Origin of the sequence: Flavobacterium faecale (genome assembly GCF_048320115.1) — a bacterium.
GTDB lineage: Bacteria > Bacteroidota > Bacteroidia > Flavobacteriales > Flavobacteriaceae > Flavobacterium > Flavobacterium faecale_A.
Map to the genome: position 1 here is coordinate 2439429 of NZ_CP182943.1, position 17451 is coordinate 2456879.

Annotated in this window: 8 protein-coding genes; all 8 read left to right on the top strand. The window is 37.6% G+C overall.

Annotated features, from left to right (window positions below):
- The first annotated feature begins 46 nt into the window (after positions 1–46).
- The 8 genes from ACNH59_RS10255 to ACNH59_RS10290 all read left to right on the top strand — a co-directional run bounded on the left by ACNH59_RS10255 (position 47) and on the right by ACNH59_RS10290 (position 17339).
- A complete protein-coding gene (locus ACNH59_RS10255; protein ID WP_418262453.1) occupies positions 47–1465 on the top strand; it encodes an acetylxylan esterase in 1419 nt (472 codons plus the stop codon).
- Between the two features lie 281 nt (positions 1466–1746).
- A complete protein-coding gene (locus ACNH59_RS10260) occupies positions 1747–4224 on the top strand; it encodes a glycosyl hydrolase family 95 catalytic domain-containing protein (RefSeq protein ID WP_418262454.1) in 2478 nt (825 codons plus the stop codon).
- A gap of 225 nt (positions 4225–4449) precedes the next feature.
- Entirely contained in the window at positions 4450–6018 is a 1569-nt protein-coding gene (locus ACNH59_RS10265; RefSeq protein ID WP_418262455.1) for an MGH1-like glycoside hydrolase domain-containing protein, read from the top strand.
- A 118-nt stretch (positions 6019–6136) separates the two neighbouring features.
- The gene (locus ACNH59_RS10270; RefSeq protein ID WP_418262456.1) at positions 6137–8890 is read left to right on the top strand and encodes a glycoside hydrolase family 78 protein; all 2754 of its coding nucleotides are present in this window, start codon (positions 6137–6139) and stop codon (positions 8888–8890) included.
- A gap of 94 nt (positions 8891–8984) precedes the next feature.
- Positions 8985–10889 (top strand): exo-alpha-sialidase, encoded by a 1905-nt coding sequence (locus tag ACNH59_RS10275; protein ID WP_418262457.1) that lies wholly within the window; start codon positions 8985–8987, stop codon positions 10887–10889.
- A 147-nt stretch (positions 10890–11036) separates the two neighbouring features.
- Entirely contained in the window at positions 11037–13763 is a 2727-nt protein-coding gene (locus ACNH59_RS10280; RefSeq protein ID WP_418262458.1) for a hypothetical protein, read from the top strand.
- Positions 13764–13824: 61 nt separating this feature from the next.
- A complete protein-coding gene (locus ACNH59_RS10285; protein WP_418262459.1) occupies positions 13825–16845 on the top strand; it encodes a malectin domain-containing carbohydrate-binding protein in 3021 nt (1006 codons plus the stop codon).
- Positions 16764–17339 (top strand): hypothetical protein, encoded by a 576-nt coding sequence (locus tag ACNH59_RS10290; RefSeq protein ID WP_418262460.1) that lies wholly within the window; start codon positions 16764–16766, stop codon positions 17337–17339. The genes ACNH59_RS10285 and ACNH59_RS10290 overlap by 82 nt, the downstream gene beginning before the upstream one ends.
- Positions 17340–17451 lie beyond the last annotated feature (112 nt).

Genomic DNA, 17451 nt, shown 5'->3' on the forward strand with positions numbered 1-17451 from the left:
CAAGGTTTTCAAAATCTTGTAGGAAATAGAATCTAAAATAATGAAAATGAAGAATATAGTAGTATTGTTAATTTCAGTTTTGACAATAACATTTGCGAATGCGCAAACCCAAAACTCGGATAACGATTATAAAAGGCCATTGACAGAAACCATCAAAAAAATTGAAAGTATCTTTCATATCACCGTGACGGATAATCGTGGTTTGTTGAAAGATAAAGAACTCAATTATGCCGATTGGCGAATTGAGCCAGGGAATTTAGAATTGTCATTGGCGAATGTTTTAGGACCTTTTGAGTTGATGTATTTCAAACAACCTGATGGTTCTTATTTGATTCGAAAATACGAGCATTATAAAATTTCGATGGACAAAGCGGAAGGTAGGTTGAATTATTTGACACATTTGTACCCTAGGTTATCAGATTGGGAAAAACGAAAAGCCGAATTACAATCTTGTATTCGCACTTCTTTAGGATTGGACAAAGCGCCAGACATGCCTAAATCAAAACCTATTTTGACTCCTATTCGAAAATACAAAAATTATACAGTTGAGAATGTCGGTTTAGAAATTCTGCCTGGAGTTTACACAACGGGGTCGATTTACAAGCCGTATCCTTTAAATAAAAAAGCGGCGATTATTGTTACTCCAAATGGGCATTTTGGCGATGGTCGTTACCGTGCCGATGAGCAAAAACGTTGTGCTATTTTGGCACAAATGGGAGCCATTGTTGTCAATTATGATTTGTTTGCTTGGGGCGAATCCTTGTTGCAATTCCCGCCTGAAATGCATCGCAATAGTATTGCCGCTACAGTTCAAGCTTTGAGTGGTATGCGTCTGCTAGATTATGTTTCAACCTTAAAATATGCAGATGTTTCTCGAGTAGGAGTAACAGGAGGATCAGGCGGTGGTTCGCATACAATGTTTTTGGCGGCTTTGGATAATCGAATCAAAGTTTCGGTTCCTGTGGTGATGGTGTCTTCACATTTTTCGGGAGGCTGTCCTTGCGAAAGCGGTCGTGGAATTCATTTATGTGGCAACGGAACCAATAATGCCGAAATCGCGGCTATGGCAGCACCCAGTCCACAACTGATTATCTCTGATGGAGGTGATTGGACGATGGCTGTACCCGAATTAGAGTTTCCTTTTATTCAACGCACTTATAGCTTGTTTGGTAAAAAAGAATTGGTTCAAAATGCTCATTTCCCAAAAGAAGGCCACGATTATGGAACTTCTAAAAGAATGGCAATGTACCCCTTTATGGCCAAATATTTAGGATTGAATTTGGATAAAGTAAGGAATGCTAAAGGAGAAATTGATGAATCTTTAGCTGTGGTCGAACCTTATGAAAAACTATATGTTTTTGGTAACAAAGCAGAAAATTTGCCCAAAAACACACTAAAAGACATTCACAAACTATATGAAATGTTCGGAGAAAAAAATGAAAGAATTTATGAGGTTAAGAAGTGATATAAGTTTTAGATCGAGTTATTTACACTAATTCGGTAATTAGCTTTAAACGTAGTTTACAGAGCTCCGATGAAAATGAAAGTTTAGCTGAAGCAATAACTGACGCACTCAGGTAACTCTTTAATTATCCTGCAAGGTCTATTTTTGACCTTGTAGGTATGTAAGTTAAAAGAAAGGCACCTACAAGGTTTTGAAAACCTTGCAGGAATTCTTGAAATTTTTACGACAATAGAATTGGTGTTAGAAAAATAATTAGGGTCTTTGACCCAAAAACATAAAATATGAAGTTAAGAAATAGAAAACAGCTAATGCGTTTCGGAATTTTAATTGTTTTGGGAAGTCATAATATTTTGGCACAAATCAATAACGATTTAAAACTGTGGTACAATAAACCAGCAGCCATTTGGAACGAAGCTTTGCCTTTAGGGAACGGTCGTTTGGGAGCCATGGTTTTTGGAGATCCTGCTGTCGAACGCTTGCAGTTGAATGAAGAAACGATTTGGGCAGGTTCGCCAAATAGTAATGCACACGACCAATCTATTAAAGCACTTCCTGTAGTGCGTCAGTTGATTTTTGACGGAAAATATAAGGAAGCGCAAGATTTGGCAACCAAAGACATCATGTCGCAAACCAATAACGGTATGCCGTACCAAACTTTTGGTAGCGTTTATATTTCGTTTTCAGGCCATTCCAATTATACCAATTATTATCGTGATTTGAATATTGATAATGCTACGGCTACCGTAAAATATACGGTGGATGGTGTGGATTACAAAAGAGAAATCCTAACCGCTTTTGGAGATCAAGTGGTAGCGGTAAAATTAATGGCAAGTAAACCTGGAATGATTAGCTGTAATGTGATGATGAACAGTCCGTTTGATAAAACCTTTACCAGTTCTGATAAGGGCCAAATCGTACTTTCTGGAGTGGGCGGAACCTATGAAGGTCAAAAAGGGAAAATCAAATTCCAAGGACGTACAGCAGTGAAAAACATAGGTGGTTCTGTGACTTCCAAAAACGGAATTATCAGCATCAATGGCGCCGATGAAGCGACTTTGTACATTTCGATTGCAACCAATTTTGTGGATTACAAAACTTTGGATGAAAATCAAGAACAAAAAAGCAAAGATTATTTAGCGAAAGCTTTGACTAAAAATTATGATGCAATCAAAAAAAGGCATGTAGATTATTACCAAAAATTTTTCCATCGTGTGGCTTTGGACTTGGGGACCACTCCTGTAATGAATCAAACGACTGATGAAAGAATCAAAAATTTCTCCCAACAATTTGATCCACAATTGGCTGCTTTGTATTTTCAATTCGGACGCTATTTATTGATTTCGAGTTCACAACCAGGAGGACAACCTGCCAATTTACAAGGGATTTGGAACGATATGCTTTCACCACCTTGGGAAAGTAAATACACCATGAATATCAATGCCGAGATGAATTATTGGCCAGCAGAGTTGACTAATTTGTCTGAGATGCACGAGCCTTTTATACAAATGGCAAAGGAATTAGCTGCGACTGGAAAAGAAACCGCTAAGATGATGTACAATGCTGACGGTTGGGTATTGCACCACAACACTGATATTTGGCGTATTACAGGTCCAGTAGATTATGCAGCTTCTGGCATGTGGCCTTCTGGTAGTGCTTGGGTTTCACAAGATTTATGGGAACGCTATTTATACACGGGGGATAAAAATTACTTAAAAGAAATTTATCCCATCATGAAAGCTGCGGCAAAGTTCTTTTTGGATTTTATGGTCAAAGACCCTAATTCGGGTTACTTAGTCGTGGTGCCTTCTTCTTCCCCAGAGAACACCCATGCAGGTGAAGATGGAACTTCTACTATTGCGGCAGGAACTACGATGGATAATCAATTGGTTTTTGACTTGTTTACGCACGTGATTGAAGCGTCCAAATTGGTTGCGCCAGATGAAGTTTTTGCTAAAAAACTCAAGGATGCTTTATCTAAAATGGCTCCGATGCATATTGGAAAACACAGTCAGTTGCAAGAATGGTTACAAGATTGGGATGATCCAAAGGATAATCACCGACATGTTTCGCATTTGTATGGCTTGTTTCCGAGTAACCAAATTTCGCCAATCAAAACACCAGAATTATTTGAAGCAGCTAAAAATTCCTTAAATTACAGAGGCGATGAATCTACAGGTTGGTCAATGGGATGGAAAGTGAATCTTTGGGCGCGATTATTAGATGGAAATCACGCTTATAAATTATTGCAAGATCAATTGCATTTGGTAACCCCTGAACAACGCAAAGGTGGTGGGACCTATCCCAATATGCTCGATGCACACCAACCGTTTCAGATTGATGGAAATTTTGGTTGCACTGCAGGGATTGCCGAAATGTTGATGCAAAGTCAAGAAGGAGCAATTCATTTGTTGCCCGCCTTGCCTACGGTTTGGAAAAATGGTAGCATCAGAGGATTGGTTGCTAGAGGTGGTTTTGTGATGGATATGGAATGGAAAAACAACAAAGTTTCGATGTTGAAAATTACCTCTAAACTTGATGGAAACTGTAGATTAAAATTGGAAAATACTTTGAAAGCGGCTAAAGGTGTTGTAATGAAAAAGGCAAAAGGGAAAAATCCAAATCCGTTGTTTTATGAAGTGGAGGTAAAAAAACCAATCATTTCGAAAGAAGCGAAATTACCAAAAGTAAATTTGCCAAAATACAATCAATACGATGTGGAAATGAAAGCAGGTCAGACTTATGTTTTTTATGCCGACTAAATGTTATCCTGCAAGGTTTTAAAAACCTTATAGGTTGAAATTACACCTACAAGGTCAAAAAAGACCTTGCAGGAACAACAGGTAATTGTTTGACGTTTGCGTGAGTGATGGCAGTGGAGCTCTTTTATAGAGTGGCTTTTTTTGCCGCTCTATAAAAAGCGGGAACGAACAGCACGACCCGGAGGGGCACGCCCATATTAAAATTTTAAAATTAAAAACTAGAATATGTTACAACATTTTAAATACAAAATAATTCTTCTAGGTTTATCCATTGCGGCTTTGTCTAGCGGTTGTAAATCGGGAGCGAATTATTCCAAAAGGGAAAAAGGAGTTGTTTTACAGAAGGAAAATTTTAAACATTATGTGGATTATTTCAACAAAATGGAAGATGAAAATATCAAGAAAGCGATTCCAAATGACAGTGCTTGGACGTGGATGGAAAAAAATATTCCGCTTTTTGAATGTCCGCAACAAAATTTTGAGGAGATGTATTATTACCGCTGGTGGACGGCACGAAAACACATTACCAAAACCCCTCAAGGATATGGAATTACGGAGTTTTTGGTAGAGCGTTCGTATGCCGATAAATACAATTTGATTGCTTGTGCGTTGGGACATCACATCAACGAGTTCCGTTGGTTGCACGACCCAAAATACATTGAGCAAAATGTGCATTTGTGGTACCGTGGCAATGAAGGAAAACCCATGGGGAAATTGTATAAATTTAGTAGTTGGACTGCCGATGCGTTGTACAATCGTTATTTAGTGAATAATGATAAAATTTTTTTGATGGATATGATGCCCGATATGCTTACGGATTATGCGGTTTGGGAAAAAGACCGTCAGCGTAAGGATGGATTGTTTTGGCAACATGATGTAAAAGACGGGATGGAGGAATCGTTGAGTGGAGGTAGAAAAGTACAAAATGCACGTCCAACGATTAACAGTTATATGTACGGAAATGCAATTGCTTTGTCGAAAATGGCAGCGATGCAAGGTGATAAAAAATTGGAAGATAAATTCAAAGCTAAAGCAGCGGATTTGAAGCAATTAGTGGAAACCAAATTATGGAATCCAAAATCAGATTTTTTTGAGACATTTACTGAGAAAGATACTTTGGCGCAAGTTAGAGAAGCGATTGGATTTATTCCGTGGTACTTTAATTTGCCATCACAAGGCAAAGGTTTTGAGAAAGCATGGGAACAACTGAAGGACGAAAAAGGATTTTCGGCTCCTTTTGGATTAACCACTGCCGAGCGTAGAAGTCCACGTTTTAGAAGTCACGGAACGGGAACTTGTGAATGGGATGGTGCGATTTGGCCTTTTGCAACAGCGCAAACTTTGACAGCTATGGTAAATGTATTGAATAATTACAGTCAAAAAGTAGTCAATGAAGCGGATTATTTCAAGGAAATGAATCTCTATGTAGAGTCGCAATATTACAGAGGACGACCTTATATAGGCGAATATTTGGACGAAACCACTGGCTATTGGTTGATGGGAGACCGAGAAAGAAGCCGATATTACAACCATTCTACTTTTAATGATTTGATGATTACAGGATTGGTAGGATTACGTCCAAGAGCTGATGAAAAGATTGAAGTGAATCCATTGATTCCGCAGGAAAAATGGGATTGGTTTTGTTTGGATAATGTGTTGTACCACGGGAATATTATTACCATTCTTTGGGACAAAACAGGCGAGAAATACGGAAAAGGAAAGGGATTCCGAGTTTTAAAAAACGGAAAGGTAATTGCGGTTTCGGAAAAATTGGAACGAATAATTTCAGAATAAAAAAATGGCACGCAGATTTAAGTTGATTAAAAAAGATTTCTACAGATTTTAATCTCAATCTCATTAATAGAAAATCAGCCAGAATCAGCTAAATCTGCGTGAAAAAAAATAACGACTCATGAATAAAATAGTACAACATAGTTTCATCCTTATTGCATCACTTTGTTTTTTTATGGCGCAAGCCCAAACTAAAATCAGCGTAAACAATCTACAATGTGAAATGCTCACCAATCCTGAAGGAATTGATGTTGTGCAACCACGATTGAGTTGGTTGATAACTACTTCTAGTTCCAATGTACAGCAAACTAGGTATCAAATTTTAGTGTCTTCGACTAAAGAAAAGTTAAATGCTAATCAAGCCGATTTGTGGGATAGTGGAAAAGTTTCGAGCCATCAATCGATTAATGTTCACTACCAAGGCGAAAAGCTAAAAAGCAAGAAAGAGGCTTTTTGGAAAGTAAAAGTCTGGACAAACAAAGGGGAACTGGATTGGAGTGAAACAGCACATTGGAGCATGGGGATTTTAACCTATGCCGAATGGAAATCGACGCGCTGGATTGGTTACGATTATCCATTTGAAAGCGATAGTGTTGCCATGTACGCTCGATTATCGGCTCGTTATTTTAGAAAAGAATTTGAATTGACTAAAACGATTAAACAAGCTAAGGTCTATTTGATGGGTTTGGGTTTGTATGAGTTGTATATTAATGGGGATAAAATTGGGAATCAGGTTTTGGCTCCAGTTCCAACAGATTATACCAAGAATGTCAAGTACAATGTATTTGATGTGACTTCTCATCTTAAACAAGGTAACAATGCAGTGGGAACGATTTTAGGAAACGGTCGTTATTTTGCCATGCGCCAAGATTATAAGTTATACAAAATCAAAACGTTTGGTTTTCCTAAAATGGCAATGAAGTTAGAAGTCGAATACACGGATGGCACCAAAGAGGTGCTAACCACTGATGACACCTGGAAACTAACCGGAAACGGTCCAATAATTACCAACAACGAATACGACGGCGAGGAATACGATGCCCGAAAAGAAATGCCTAACTGGAACAAAGTAGGTTATGAGGATTCCAAATGGATTCCTGCCACTTATGTCCAAGAACCGGGTGGATTTTTCGAAGCACAAATGACGCCCAACATGCAAATTATGGAGGAGGTGAATCCTGTTTCTGTTAAGAAAACCAAAGCAGGAACTTATATTTTAGACATGGGACAAAATATGGTGGGCTGGTTGCAAATCAGGGTCAAAGGAAAATCGGGAGACAAAATTACCATGAAATTTGCCGAGTCCCTACAAGATGATGGAACGATGTATATTGCCAATTTAAGAGATGCTAAAACTACCGATATTTATACCTTAAAAGGAGATAAAGAAGAAATTTGGGAACCTCGATTTGTCTTTCATGGTTTCCGATTTGTTGAAATTTCAGGATGGCAAGGAACACCAACTTTGGCGGATTTTAAAGGAAAAGTGGTGTATGACAATTTGAAAACCACAGGGACTTTTGAATGTTCAAATCCTACGATGAACCAAATTTTTAAAAATGCCTATTGGGGAATTCGTGGAAATTACAAAGGCATGCCTATCGATTGTCCGCAACGAAATGAGCGCCAACCTTGGTTAGGAGACCGCACAACGGGTGCTTATGGAGAGAGTTTTTTATTCGATAACCAAACTTTGTATGCAAAATGGTTAGACGATATCAAAAATGCACAGACCCAAGACGGTGGAATCCCCGATGTAGCGCCAGCTTTTTGGCGTTATTATGGTGATAATGTGACTTGGCCAGGAACTTATATCACAGTTGCCGATATGTTATACGGCCAGTTTGCCGATGTGGAGGTAATCAAAAAACACTATCCTTCTATGAAAAAGTGGATGGTGTATATGGAAGAAAATTATTTGCAAAATGATTTAATTGGAAAAGACAAATATGGCGATTGGTGTGTGCCACCAGAATCTTTAGAATTGATTTTTGCCAAAGACCCCGCTTTGAAAACAGATGGAGAATTGATTTCGAGTGCCTTTTATTATTATTTGTTGCAAAAGATGAAAAATTTTGCAGAACTTATTGATGCTAATGAAAATGACATTCTGTATTATAATACGCTTTCAACTAAAATTAAAACGGCTTTTAATGCTAAATTTTTCGATAAAGAAAAAAATAAATACAGCAATAATACAGTTACAGCCAATGTACTTCCGTTAGCTTTTGATTTGATTCCTGCGGAAGCTAAAAAAAGTGTTTTCCAAAATATGGTACACGAAATTGAAGTTACCCACAAAGGGCATATCAGTACGGGAGTGATTGGTACACAATTTTTGATGCGTACTTTGTCTGCTTTTGGAAGAAGTGACTTAGCCTTACAATTGGCTTCTAACAAAACCTATCCGAGTTGGGGTTATATGGCCGAAAATGGTGCAACTACCATTTGGGAATTGTGGAACGGAAACACGGCTGATCCTAAAATGAATTCGCAAAACCACGTGATGTTATTGGGTGATTTGATGATTTGGTATTACGAAAATATGGCTGGAATCAAAAGCAATCCCGAGACTCCTGGATTCAAACAAATCATAATGAAACCCGATTTTAATGCAGGATTGACTTATGTAAATGCTTCTTACGAATCCGTTCATGGTTTGATTAAAAGTCATTGGAAAAAAAGTAAAAAAGGATTAGAATGGAATATTACTATTCCTGCTAATAGTTCTGCGTTGGTATATCTGCCAACGAATAATCCTAAAGATATTGTAGTAAATGGTAAAAAGTTAGAAACAACTGGAATAGCCTTTAATAACCAAGAGAACCAGCAAGTTTTAATCTTACCGTCAGGGGTTTATACTGTTAAATTATAAGTGTTAATGACGAATTTTGAGGTAAGAAGGACACTATAATTCAAAATAAGTGTTATATTTACATTTTTAAGTATAATATAAAAAGCGAATTATAATGAAAGTATTAAAAGCAACAGCTTGGCTTCTTGGAATATTGACTTTGGCAAGTTGTCATTCAGCACTTCAAAATAAAACTTGGAAAGAAGGTGTTGTCACAGAAGAGTTTCTATTTGAAGAAGCCCCTTATCCTTCTTGTCATGCTGCAACCATTGTGGAAGCTACTAATGGTGATTTAATAGCTTCTTGGTTTGGTGGAACCCACGAACGTAACCCTGATGTTTGCATTTATGTGAGTATAAAATCCAAAGGGAGTGACAAATGGAGTGAAGGCGTACAGGTTGCTGATGGTGTGATGAAAGAAGGGCCAAGATTGCCTACCTGGAATCCTGTGTTGTATCAAATCCCAAAGGGAGATTTACTACTTTTTTACAAAATAGGACCTAGTCCATCTACTTGGTGGGGGATGTTAATACGTTCTTCGGATAACGGAAAAACCTGGTCGAACCCTGAAAAATTACCAGAAGGTTTTTTAGGGCCAATCAAAAACAAGCCTGTTTTATTAGCTAACGGAACACTTTTATGCCCTTCAAGTATTGAAGGGGATGGATGGCATCTGCGTATGGAATCTACTCCTGATTTTGGTAAAACTTGGCAGATGGGGGATACGGTTTCAAGGGGGAAAGATACCATTAACGCTATTCAACCCAGTATTCTTTTTCACAAAGGCAAAAAGTTGCAAGCTATTGGTCGAACAAGAAACAGACATTTGTTTAGTACTTTCTCAAAAGATAATGGAATCACTTGGTCTGATATCAGCTTATTGAATATGCCTAATAACAGTTCTGGAACGGATGCGGTCACCATGAAAAATGGGCAACATGCTTTGATTTACAATCATGTTTGGCCAAACAAAGACCAAATAAAAGGAATCAGAAGTCCGTTGAATATTGCCATTTCAAAAGATGGAATTAATTGGGATGCCGCATTGGTTTTAGAAGATTCTAGAATTGGACAATATTCGTATCCGTCTATCATTCAGGGTGCTGACGGAATGTTGCATTGCATTTATACATGGAGAAGACAACGCATTAAATATGTCAAAATCGATCCGTCTAAATTAGTGTCGCTTCCTATTGTAAATGGAGTTTGGCCTGGACCAACAAAAGACCGATACAAAGTAGCGGTATGTGATTGGATGATTTTAAAAAGACAAAAACTAAGTGCTTTCGAATTAGCGAAAGAAATTAAATCGGACGGAATCGAATTAGACATGGGCGGTTTAGGGAACAGAGAAACTTTTGATAGCAAATTGGGTGACCCTGCTGAAAGACAAAAATTTATAGATAAATCAAAGGAAACAGGAGTTGAAATCAGTTCGATTGCCATGTCTGGTTTTTATGCGCAATCTTTTGCTGAGCGAGAAACCGTTGAAAAAATGGTAAATGACTGTATTGAAACCATGAAAAATATGAATGTTGAAATTGCATTTTTGCCATTAGGAACACAGAGTGATTTGTTGAAAAATCCTGAATTGCGACCAAAAGTTATTGAAAGACTTCGTTGGGCAGGAGAACAAGTCAACAAAATTGGCGGTGTGATTGCGGTAGAAACTTCGTTAGATGCGGCTGGTGATAAAAAATTATTAGAGGAAATAGGAAACCACAACATAAAAATTTCATTCAATTTTGCCAATGCGGTTGATAATGGAAGAGATATTTCTAAAGAATTGAAAACCTTAGGCAGAGATAATATTGCGCAAATCCACGCCTCCACAACAGATGGGGTTTGGCTACAAAACAATAAAGCAGTTAATCTTCCTGAAATCAAGAAAACCCTTGATGACATGCAATGGAGTGGTTGGTTAATCATTGAACGCTCCAGAGATGTCAATCAAGTTCGTGATGTGAAAGCCAATTTTGGTGCAAACGCTGCTTATTTGAAAAGTATTTTTAATAATTAGTTGAATAATATTAAGAGTTTTTTAAAGCCTTATAAGATTTTACAAGTATTAGATTATTTTAAGATTCAAATTTTTGGAATCAATAAACAATATACAATGCCTACACGGTTAAAAAAGACCCTGAAGGAAAAGTTAAACAACAAAACAATGAAATACCTAAGCTTACTTTTTTTATGTTTTTATAGTACAATCAGTTCAGCACAAAACGTTACGATTGTTCGGGATGCGAATGTACCTAGAATCCAATTTGGAGCCGAAAAATTGTCGAATACATTAACCGAAAAAGGCTATACTGTTACTTTTTCAGATAAAATACCAAGAAAATCAAAAACCAGTGTTATTGTTATTGGTGAAAAAGGAAGTGCGCATTGGAAAAAAAATACAGTCAAAATTTCTTTAGACGAAACTAAACTGACAAAAAAGGAAGGGTACCAAATCAGTTCTCAAAAAAATACTATTTATGTCGAAGGATTTGATGCTTCGGGCGCTTTGTATGGCGCTTTAGAATTAGAAGAGCAAATCAAAACCAAGGGCAAATTACCTTTAGCCATAAATAAAAATGACAGCCCAGAAATGGTGTTGCGAGGGACTTGTATTGGGGTTCAAAAACCTGTGTATTTAGAAGGTCGCGGTGTTTATGAATACCCGTATACTCCTAAAAGTTTTCCCTGGTTTTATGATAAAAAATTGTGGATTGAGTATTTGGATATGATGGTGGACAACCGAATGAATTCTCTGTATTTATGGAACGGACATCCTTTTGCCTCTTTGGTAAAACTAAAAGACTATCCATTTGCCGTTGAGGTGAGCGACGAAGATTTCAAAAAGAATGAAGAAGTTTTTCAATTTTTAACCGAAGAAGCAAATAAAAGAGGGATTTGGGTTATTCAGATGTTTTATAATATTATTGTTTCCAAACCTTTTGCGGAGCATTACAATATTAAAACCCAAGACAGGGAGCGACCTATTGTTCCTTTGATAGCTGATTATACTCGTAAATCGATTGCTGCTTTTATCGAAAAATACCCTAATGTTGGTTTGTTAGTGGCATTGGGTGAAGCTATGGGAAGCACAGAAGATGATGTGGAATGGTTTACAAAGACGATTATTCCAGGGGTTCAAGACGGTTTGAAAGCCTTAAAACAAACGCAAGAACCACCTATTATCTTGCGCTCGCACGATACCGATGCACCTGTAGTGATGGAAAAAGCTTTGCCAATGTATAAAAACTTATACACGATGAGCAAATACAATGGAGAATCCTTAACAACTTATCAACCTCGTGGTCCTTGGGCTGAAACACACAAACAGCTGAGTTCGTTAGGTTCGATTCATATTTCTAATGTACATATCTTGGCTAATTTGGAGCCTTTTAGATACGGTTCGCCTGATTTTATTCAAAAAAGTGTGCAAGCCATGCACAATGTTCATGGAGCGAATGCACTACATCTATATCCACAAGCTTCATACTGGGATTGGCCTTATACTGCTGATAAGACAGATAAACGATTATTAGAAATGGAGCGCGATTGGATTTGGTACAAAGCTTGGGCAAGATACGCTTGGGACAGCAAAAGAGACCGTAGTGAAGAAATTGACTTCTGGGATGCTCAATTTGCAAAAAAATTTGGTACCGATTCTGAAGGAGGAAAAAATATTTTGAAGGCTTATGAAGAAACAGGTGAAATTGCTCCAAAAACATTAAGACGTTTCGGAATTACCGAAGGAAATAGACAAACATTATTGTTGGGAATGTTCGAAAGTCAGTTGGTAAATCCAGCCAAATGGCGTGTGTATCCTGGTTTTCACGAATCTTGTGGACCTGTGGGAGAACTGCTTTTGGAGTATGCCAAAAAAGAATGGAACAAGGAAATTCACGTTGGGGAAACACCTTCGCAAATTATTGAGGAGATTGTACAACACGGAAAATTGGCTGTAGAAGCGATTGAAAAAGCTACTCCAAGGGTAACCAAAGATATAGCCGAATTCAATCGACTTAAAAACGACACCTATTGCTACCATGCATTTGCCAATTTCTTTGCAGAGAAAGTAAAAGCGGCGATGTTGGTTTTACGATACAGTTATTCCAATGATATTACCGATTTAGACAAAGCAGTACCGCATTTGGAGAAAAGTTTGAAGTACTATCAGGAATTAGTCAACTTGACAAAAGGTACTTATTTGTATGCCAATAGTATGCAAACTGCACAACGTCGAATTCCAATAGGAGGGGATGATGGTTTTCATAAAACTTGGGCAGAATTATTGCCACATTACGAACGCGAATTGGCTAATTTCAATCGGAATATTACCCTTTTAAAAGAAGCCAAAGGCGGAAAAGTGAAAGCAAAAGAAGTAACACCATGGAAAACGGCAAAGGTGACTATGGTAACACCAAAAGGAACTACTTATGAAGTAAAAGAAGGGACAAAAGTCTATGGAACCGCTATTTCAGAATTAGTAAAAGTAGCACCTGAACTTCAAAATCTAAACGGAATTTCATTAGTAGAAGACGAGCAAAACACAGAAGGAACAATACTAAAATTCAAAAGCCCTACAGATGTGAAACTGGTAGTGGGGTATTTTAATTCCGACCAAAAACGATTTTTATTGCCTCCAAGTTTGGAAACCAATGCCGCTGGAAACGAATACGGTCAAGCCGAAGTGATTTTGGCCAATGCCATGAATTTAAAAGAATTGCCAAGGGTAAACATTCATACCTACACTTTTAAAGCGGGTGAAAATGAACTGACCTTAGGGAAAGGTAGAGTACTCATTTTAGGATTTATTGATGCGAATCAAAAAATCATTACTCGCGATGTTGGTTTTATCGGTAAGGACGATAAAGAGGCTGTGGATTGGTTGTTTTACTAAAAAAACATAGTTAGTCAACCCTTTGAGAGTTTTAAACTCACAAAGGGTTAAATACATAAAAATGAAGGAATTAATTTATATATTTTTAGTTATCACTACTTTTTCTTGGTCACAAAACTTAGAAAAGGCTGCTTCATTTCGTAAAGAAATTTTGCTTAACGAAGGCTGGAAAACAACTATGATGGAATCCAGTCCAAAGTCGAAATTGGATTTTGTCAATCAATCTGATGCTGATTGGAAAATGGTAAACGTTCCCCACAACTGGGATCAATATTACGGCTTTCGCCAAATAAAACATGGTAATTTACACGGAACTGCTTGGTATTCTAAAAAACTAAAAATTGGAAAACAGGAAAGCGGAAAAAGACTTTTTTTGTTTTTTGAAGGGGTAAGTAGTTATGCCACAGTTTGGGTTAATGGTATAGAAGTGGGGCAGCATAAAGGAGGTCGAACGACCTTTACTATAGATATTACAGATGCTGTAAAATACAAAAGTGAGAACCAAATTCTAGTCAAAGCTGAGCATCCTGCTTTTATTGCCGATTTGCCTTGGGTTTGTGGCGGTTGCTCTGGCGAATGGGGATTTTCAGAAGGTTCACAACCTTTGGGAATTTTTCGTCCAGTGACATTAGTGGAAACTAATGACGTTCGAGTAGCGCCTTTTGGAGTGCATATTTGGAATGACAAATCGGTTTCTAAGGAGCAAGCGATTTTGCATACAACTACAGAAATACAGAATTTCAGTTCATCTGATAGAAAGATTATTGTTTTGAACACCTTTTTCGATAAAAATGGAAAAGAAGTTGTTTCCGTTAAAAAGGAAGTGGTGGTTTCGAAAGGGAACAAAGAAATTAAACAAACCCTTCCCGAAATTAAAAACCCCAATTTATGGTCGCCTGAAAGTCCGTATTTGTATACGTTGGTGACTACTATTTTAGAGAAAAATAAAGTCATAGACAAAATTTCGACGACTTACGGAATCCGTTGGTTCAGTTGGCCAATAGATAGAGTAGGAGAGGACAACCGATTTTTTCTCAATGACCAAGCTGTTTTCATCAACGGAACTTGTGAATATGAGCACCAATTAGGGAATAGTCATTCCTTTTCAGACACGCAAATAAAAGCCCGAATCGAACAAATCAAAGCAGCGGGTTTCAACTCCTTTCGAGAAGCGCACCAACCGCATAATTTAAAATACCAACAATTGCTTGATGAAAGCGGAATTTTGTTTTGGAGTCAGTTTTCGGCTCATATTTGGTACGATACTCCTGAGTTTAAAGAGAATTTTAAAACCCTTTTACGCGAATGGATTAAAGAACGTCGCAACAATCCGTCAGTGGTATTGTGGGGATTGCAAAATGAAAGTACGATTCCGAAAGAGTTCGCTGAAGAATGCACAGCTATTATTCGTGAAATGGACCCTTCGGCTTCCTCGCAACGTAAAGTCACTACTTGTAACGGTGGTGAAGGAACTGATTGGAATGTTGTTCAAAACTGGTCAGGAACTTATGGGGGAAATCCGCTGAATTATCATGTGGAACTTTCAGAGCAATTGTTGAATGGGGAATATGGCGCTTGGCGAAGCATCGATTTGCACACTGAAGGCGAATTTGACCAAAAAGGCATTTTGAGTGAAAATCGCTTTTCGCAATTGATGGAAATCAAAGTGCGTGAAGCCGAAGCGGTAAAAGATAAAGTAGCAGGCCAATTCAACTGGTTGTTTGCCTCGCACGAAAATCCCGGACGTGAACAAAATGGGGAAGGATTTAGAACTATAGACCAAGTGGGACCAGTGAATTACAAAGGGCTTTTTACGATTTGGGGCGAACCTTTGGACGCTTATTATATGTACCGAGCCAATTATGTTTCGAACAAAACCAATCCAATGGTCTATATCGTTTCACACACTTGGCCGAACCGTTGGGGAACAACGGGAATCAAAAACGGAATCGATATTTATTCGAATTGTGATGAGGTAGAATTGTTCAATGACGTGAACCAACAATCCTTAGGGAAATTGAAAAACCCAGGTCGTGGACAACATTTTCAATGGAATAATGTCAACATTGACTATAATATACTGTATGCTGTAGGGTATGTGAATGGTAAAAAAGTAGCTCAGGATTATGTCGTCTTGAACAATTTACCCGAAGCGCCTCATTTAAAAAATTTAAGTTCGAACGAAGAAGTGATTGCTTCTAAATCCAATTACAATTACCTCTATCGGGTAAATTGCGGCGGTCCAGATTTTAAAGATAGTTTTGGAAATCTATGGTTAGCAGATACCCATAAAACCGAAGAAAATAGTTGGGGTTCCTTATCATGGACGGATAATTTTAAAAACCTACCCGCTTATTTTGCGAGTCAACGTACCACTTCTGATTTGGTTGATGGAACTCAAAATGATGCCTTGTTCCAAAATTTCCGCTATGGGATGGATCAGTTGAAATACGAATTTTCAGTTCCCGAAGGCGAATATTTAGTCGATTTGTATTTTTCGGAACCTTGGTATGGAACAGGCGGTGGGTTAAATTGCAAGGATTGGCGCGTTTTTGATATGGCAATCAATGAGGAAGTGGTTTTAAAAGATTTTGATATTTGGTCTGAAGTTGGTTTCTCCAAAGCCATTAAAAAAACGGTCACTGCCAAGAGTAAAAACGGTCAGTTGGTGATTTCTTTTCCCAATATAAAGTCGGGAACTGCAATTGTTTCGGCTATTGCCATTGCTTCCAAGGATAAATCTCTCAAGGAAGTTGCTTCTTTGTACAAAAATATTATAAATACAAGTAGTAAGACTTCCTTCGAAATAGGTTCTTGGATGAATATCAATCAAAAACAATATCGGGATTCGGAAGCGGTTTTCACCTACTTGCCGCCACATTTATATACGGCTGATTATATCTGTTTTTCTAATGAAAATGCGACTTCAGGTTCTTTTGTTTCGAAAGAAAATGCCATGGTTTCTGTTTTGGTGGATTCGAAAATTAAAACGATTTTACCTTGGTTGTCGGATTTCAAAAAAAAGAGGAAACAGCTAAAAATAGCAACGGAATTGTCTTTTCAGTTTTCGAAAAAGAAGTAAAAAAAGGAGCGAAAGTAGTTTTTGGAAATAACGATTCGAATGCCTCTGCCATGTATTCTATTGTTGTGGTGCCAAGTTCAGACTTAGGAAAAACCAAAGATGATAGACCTTCTCTAAAACTAGAAGCTGAAGGCGCAAAAATAAAAGGAGACGGAATAGAAAAAGGAAATTTTAAGTCTGGTGATTATGTGGAATTTACTAAAAACACGGCTAACAGCATTGAGTTTGAAGTCAATCCAGGCGTTGCTAATGTGTACTTGATGCGTTTTAGATACATGAACATGACGGAGGAACCGATAAAAGTCAAATTGATTATTGAAGATGCGTATGGTATTTTGATGCGAAATGACACAATTGAATTTCCTTCACCTACGGAAAAGTGGAAGGTTTTAAACACCACTTCGGGAGGTTATATCAATGCAGGGAAATATAAAATAAGAATAGAATCAGAGAACATGAAAGGATTGCGTTTGGAGTCGTTTGAATTTCAGTAAATTATAGATTTAGTTTGTCACACTGAGCTTGTCGAAGTGTTTATATTGTCTTCGATTTTCTAAATTTTGGCACAGACTGACATTTGCAATGAATAGAATTAAACAAATATTA

Bases quoted from the DNA above. Each gene is read 5' to 3' on its own strand.
- ACNH59_RS10255 (WP_418262453.1), top strand. From the start codon at position 47: ATGAAGAATATAGTAGTATTGTTAATTTCAGTTTTGACAATAACATTT.
- ACNH59_RS10260 (WP_418262454.1), top strand. From the start codon at position 1,747: ATGAAGTTAAGAAATAGAAAACAGCTAATGCGTTTCGGAATTTTAATT.
- ACNH59_RS10265 (WP_418262455.1), top strand. From the start codon at position 4,450: ATGTTACAACATTTTAAATACAAAATAATTCTTCTAGGTTTATCCATT.
- ACNH59_RS10270 (WP_418262456.1), top strand. From the start codon at position 6,137: ATGAATAAAATAGTACAACATAGTTTCATCCTTATTGCATCACTTTGT.
- ACNH59_RS10275 (WP_418262457.1), top strand. From the start codon at position 8,985: ATGAAAGTATTAAAAGCAACAGCTTGGCTTCTTGGAATATTGACTTTG.
- ACNH59_RS10280 (WP_418262458.1), top strand. From the start codon at position 11,037: ATGAAATACCTAAGCTTACTTTTTTTATGTTTTTATAGTACAATCAGT.
- ACNH59_RS10285 (WP_418262459.1), top strand. From the start codon at position 13,825: ATGAAGGAATTAATTTATATATTTTTAGTTATCACTACTTTTTCTTGG.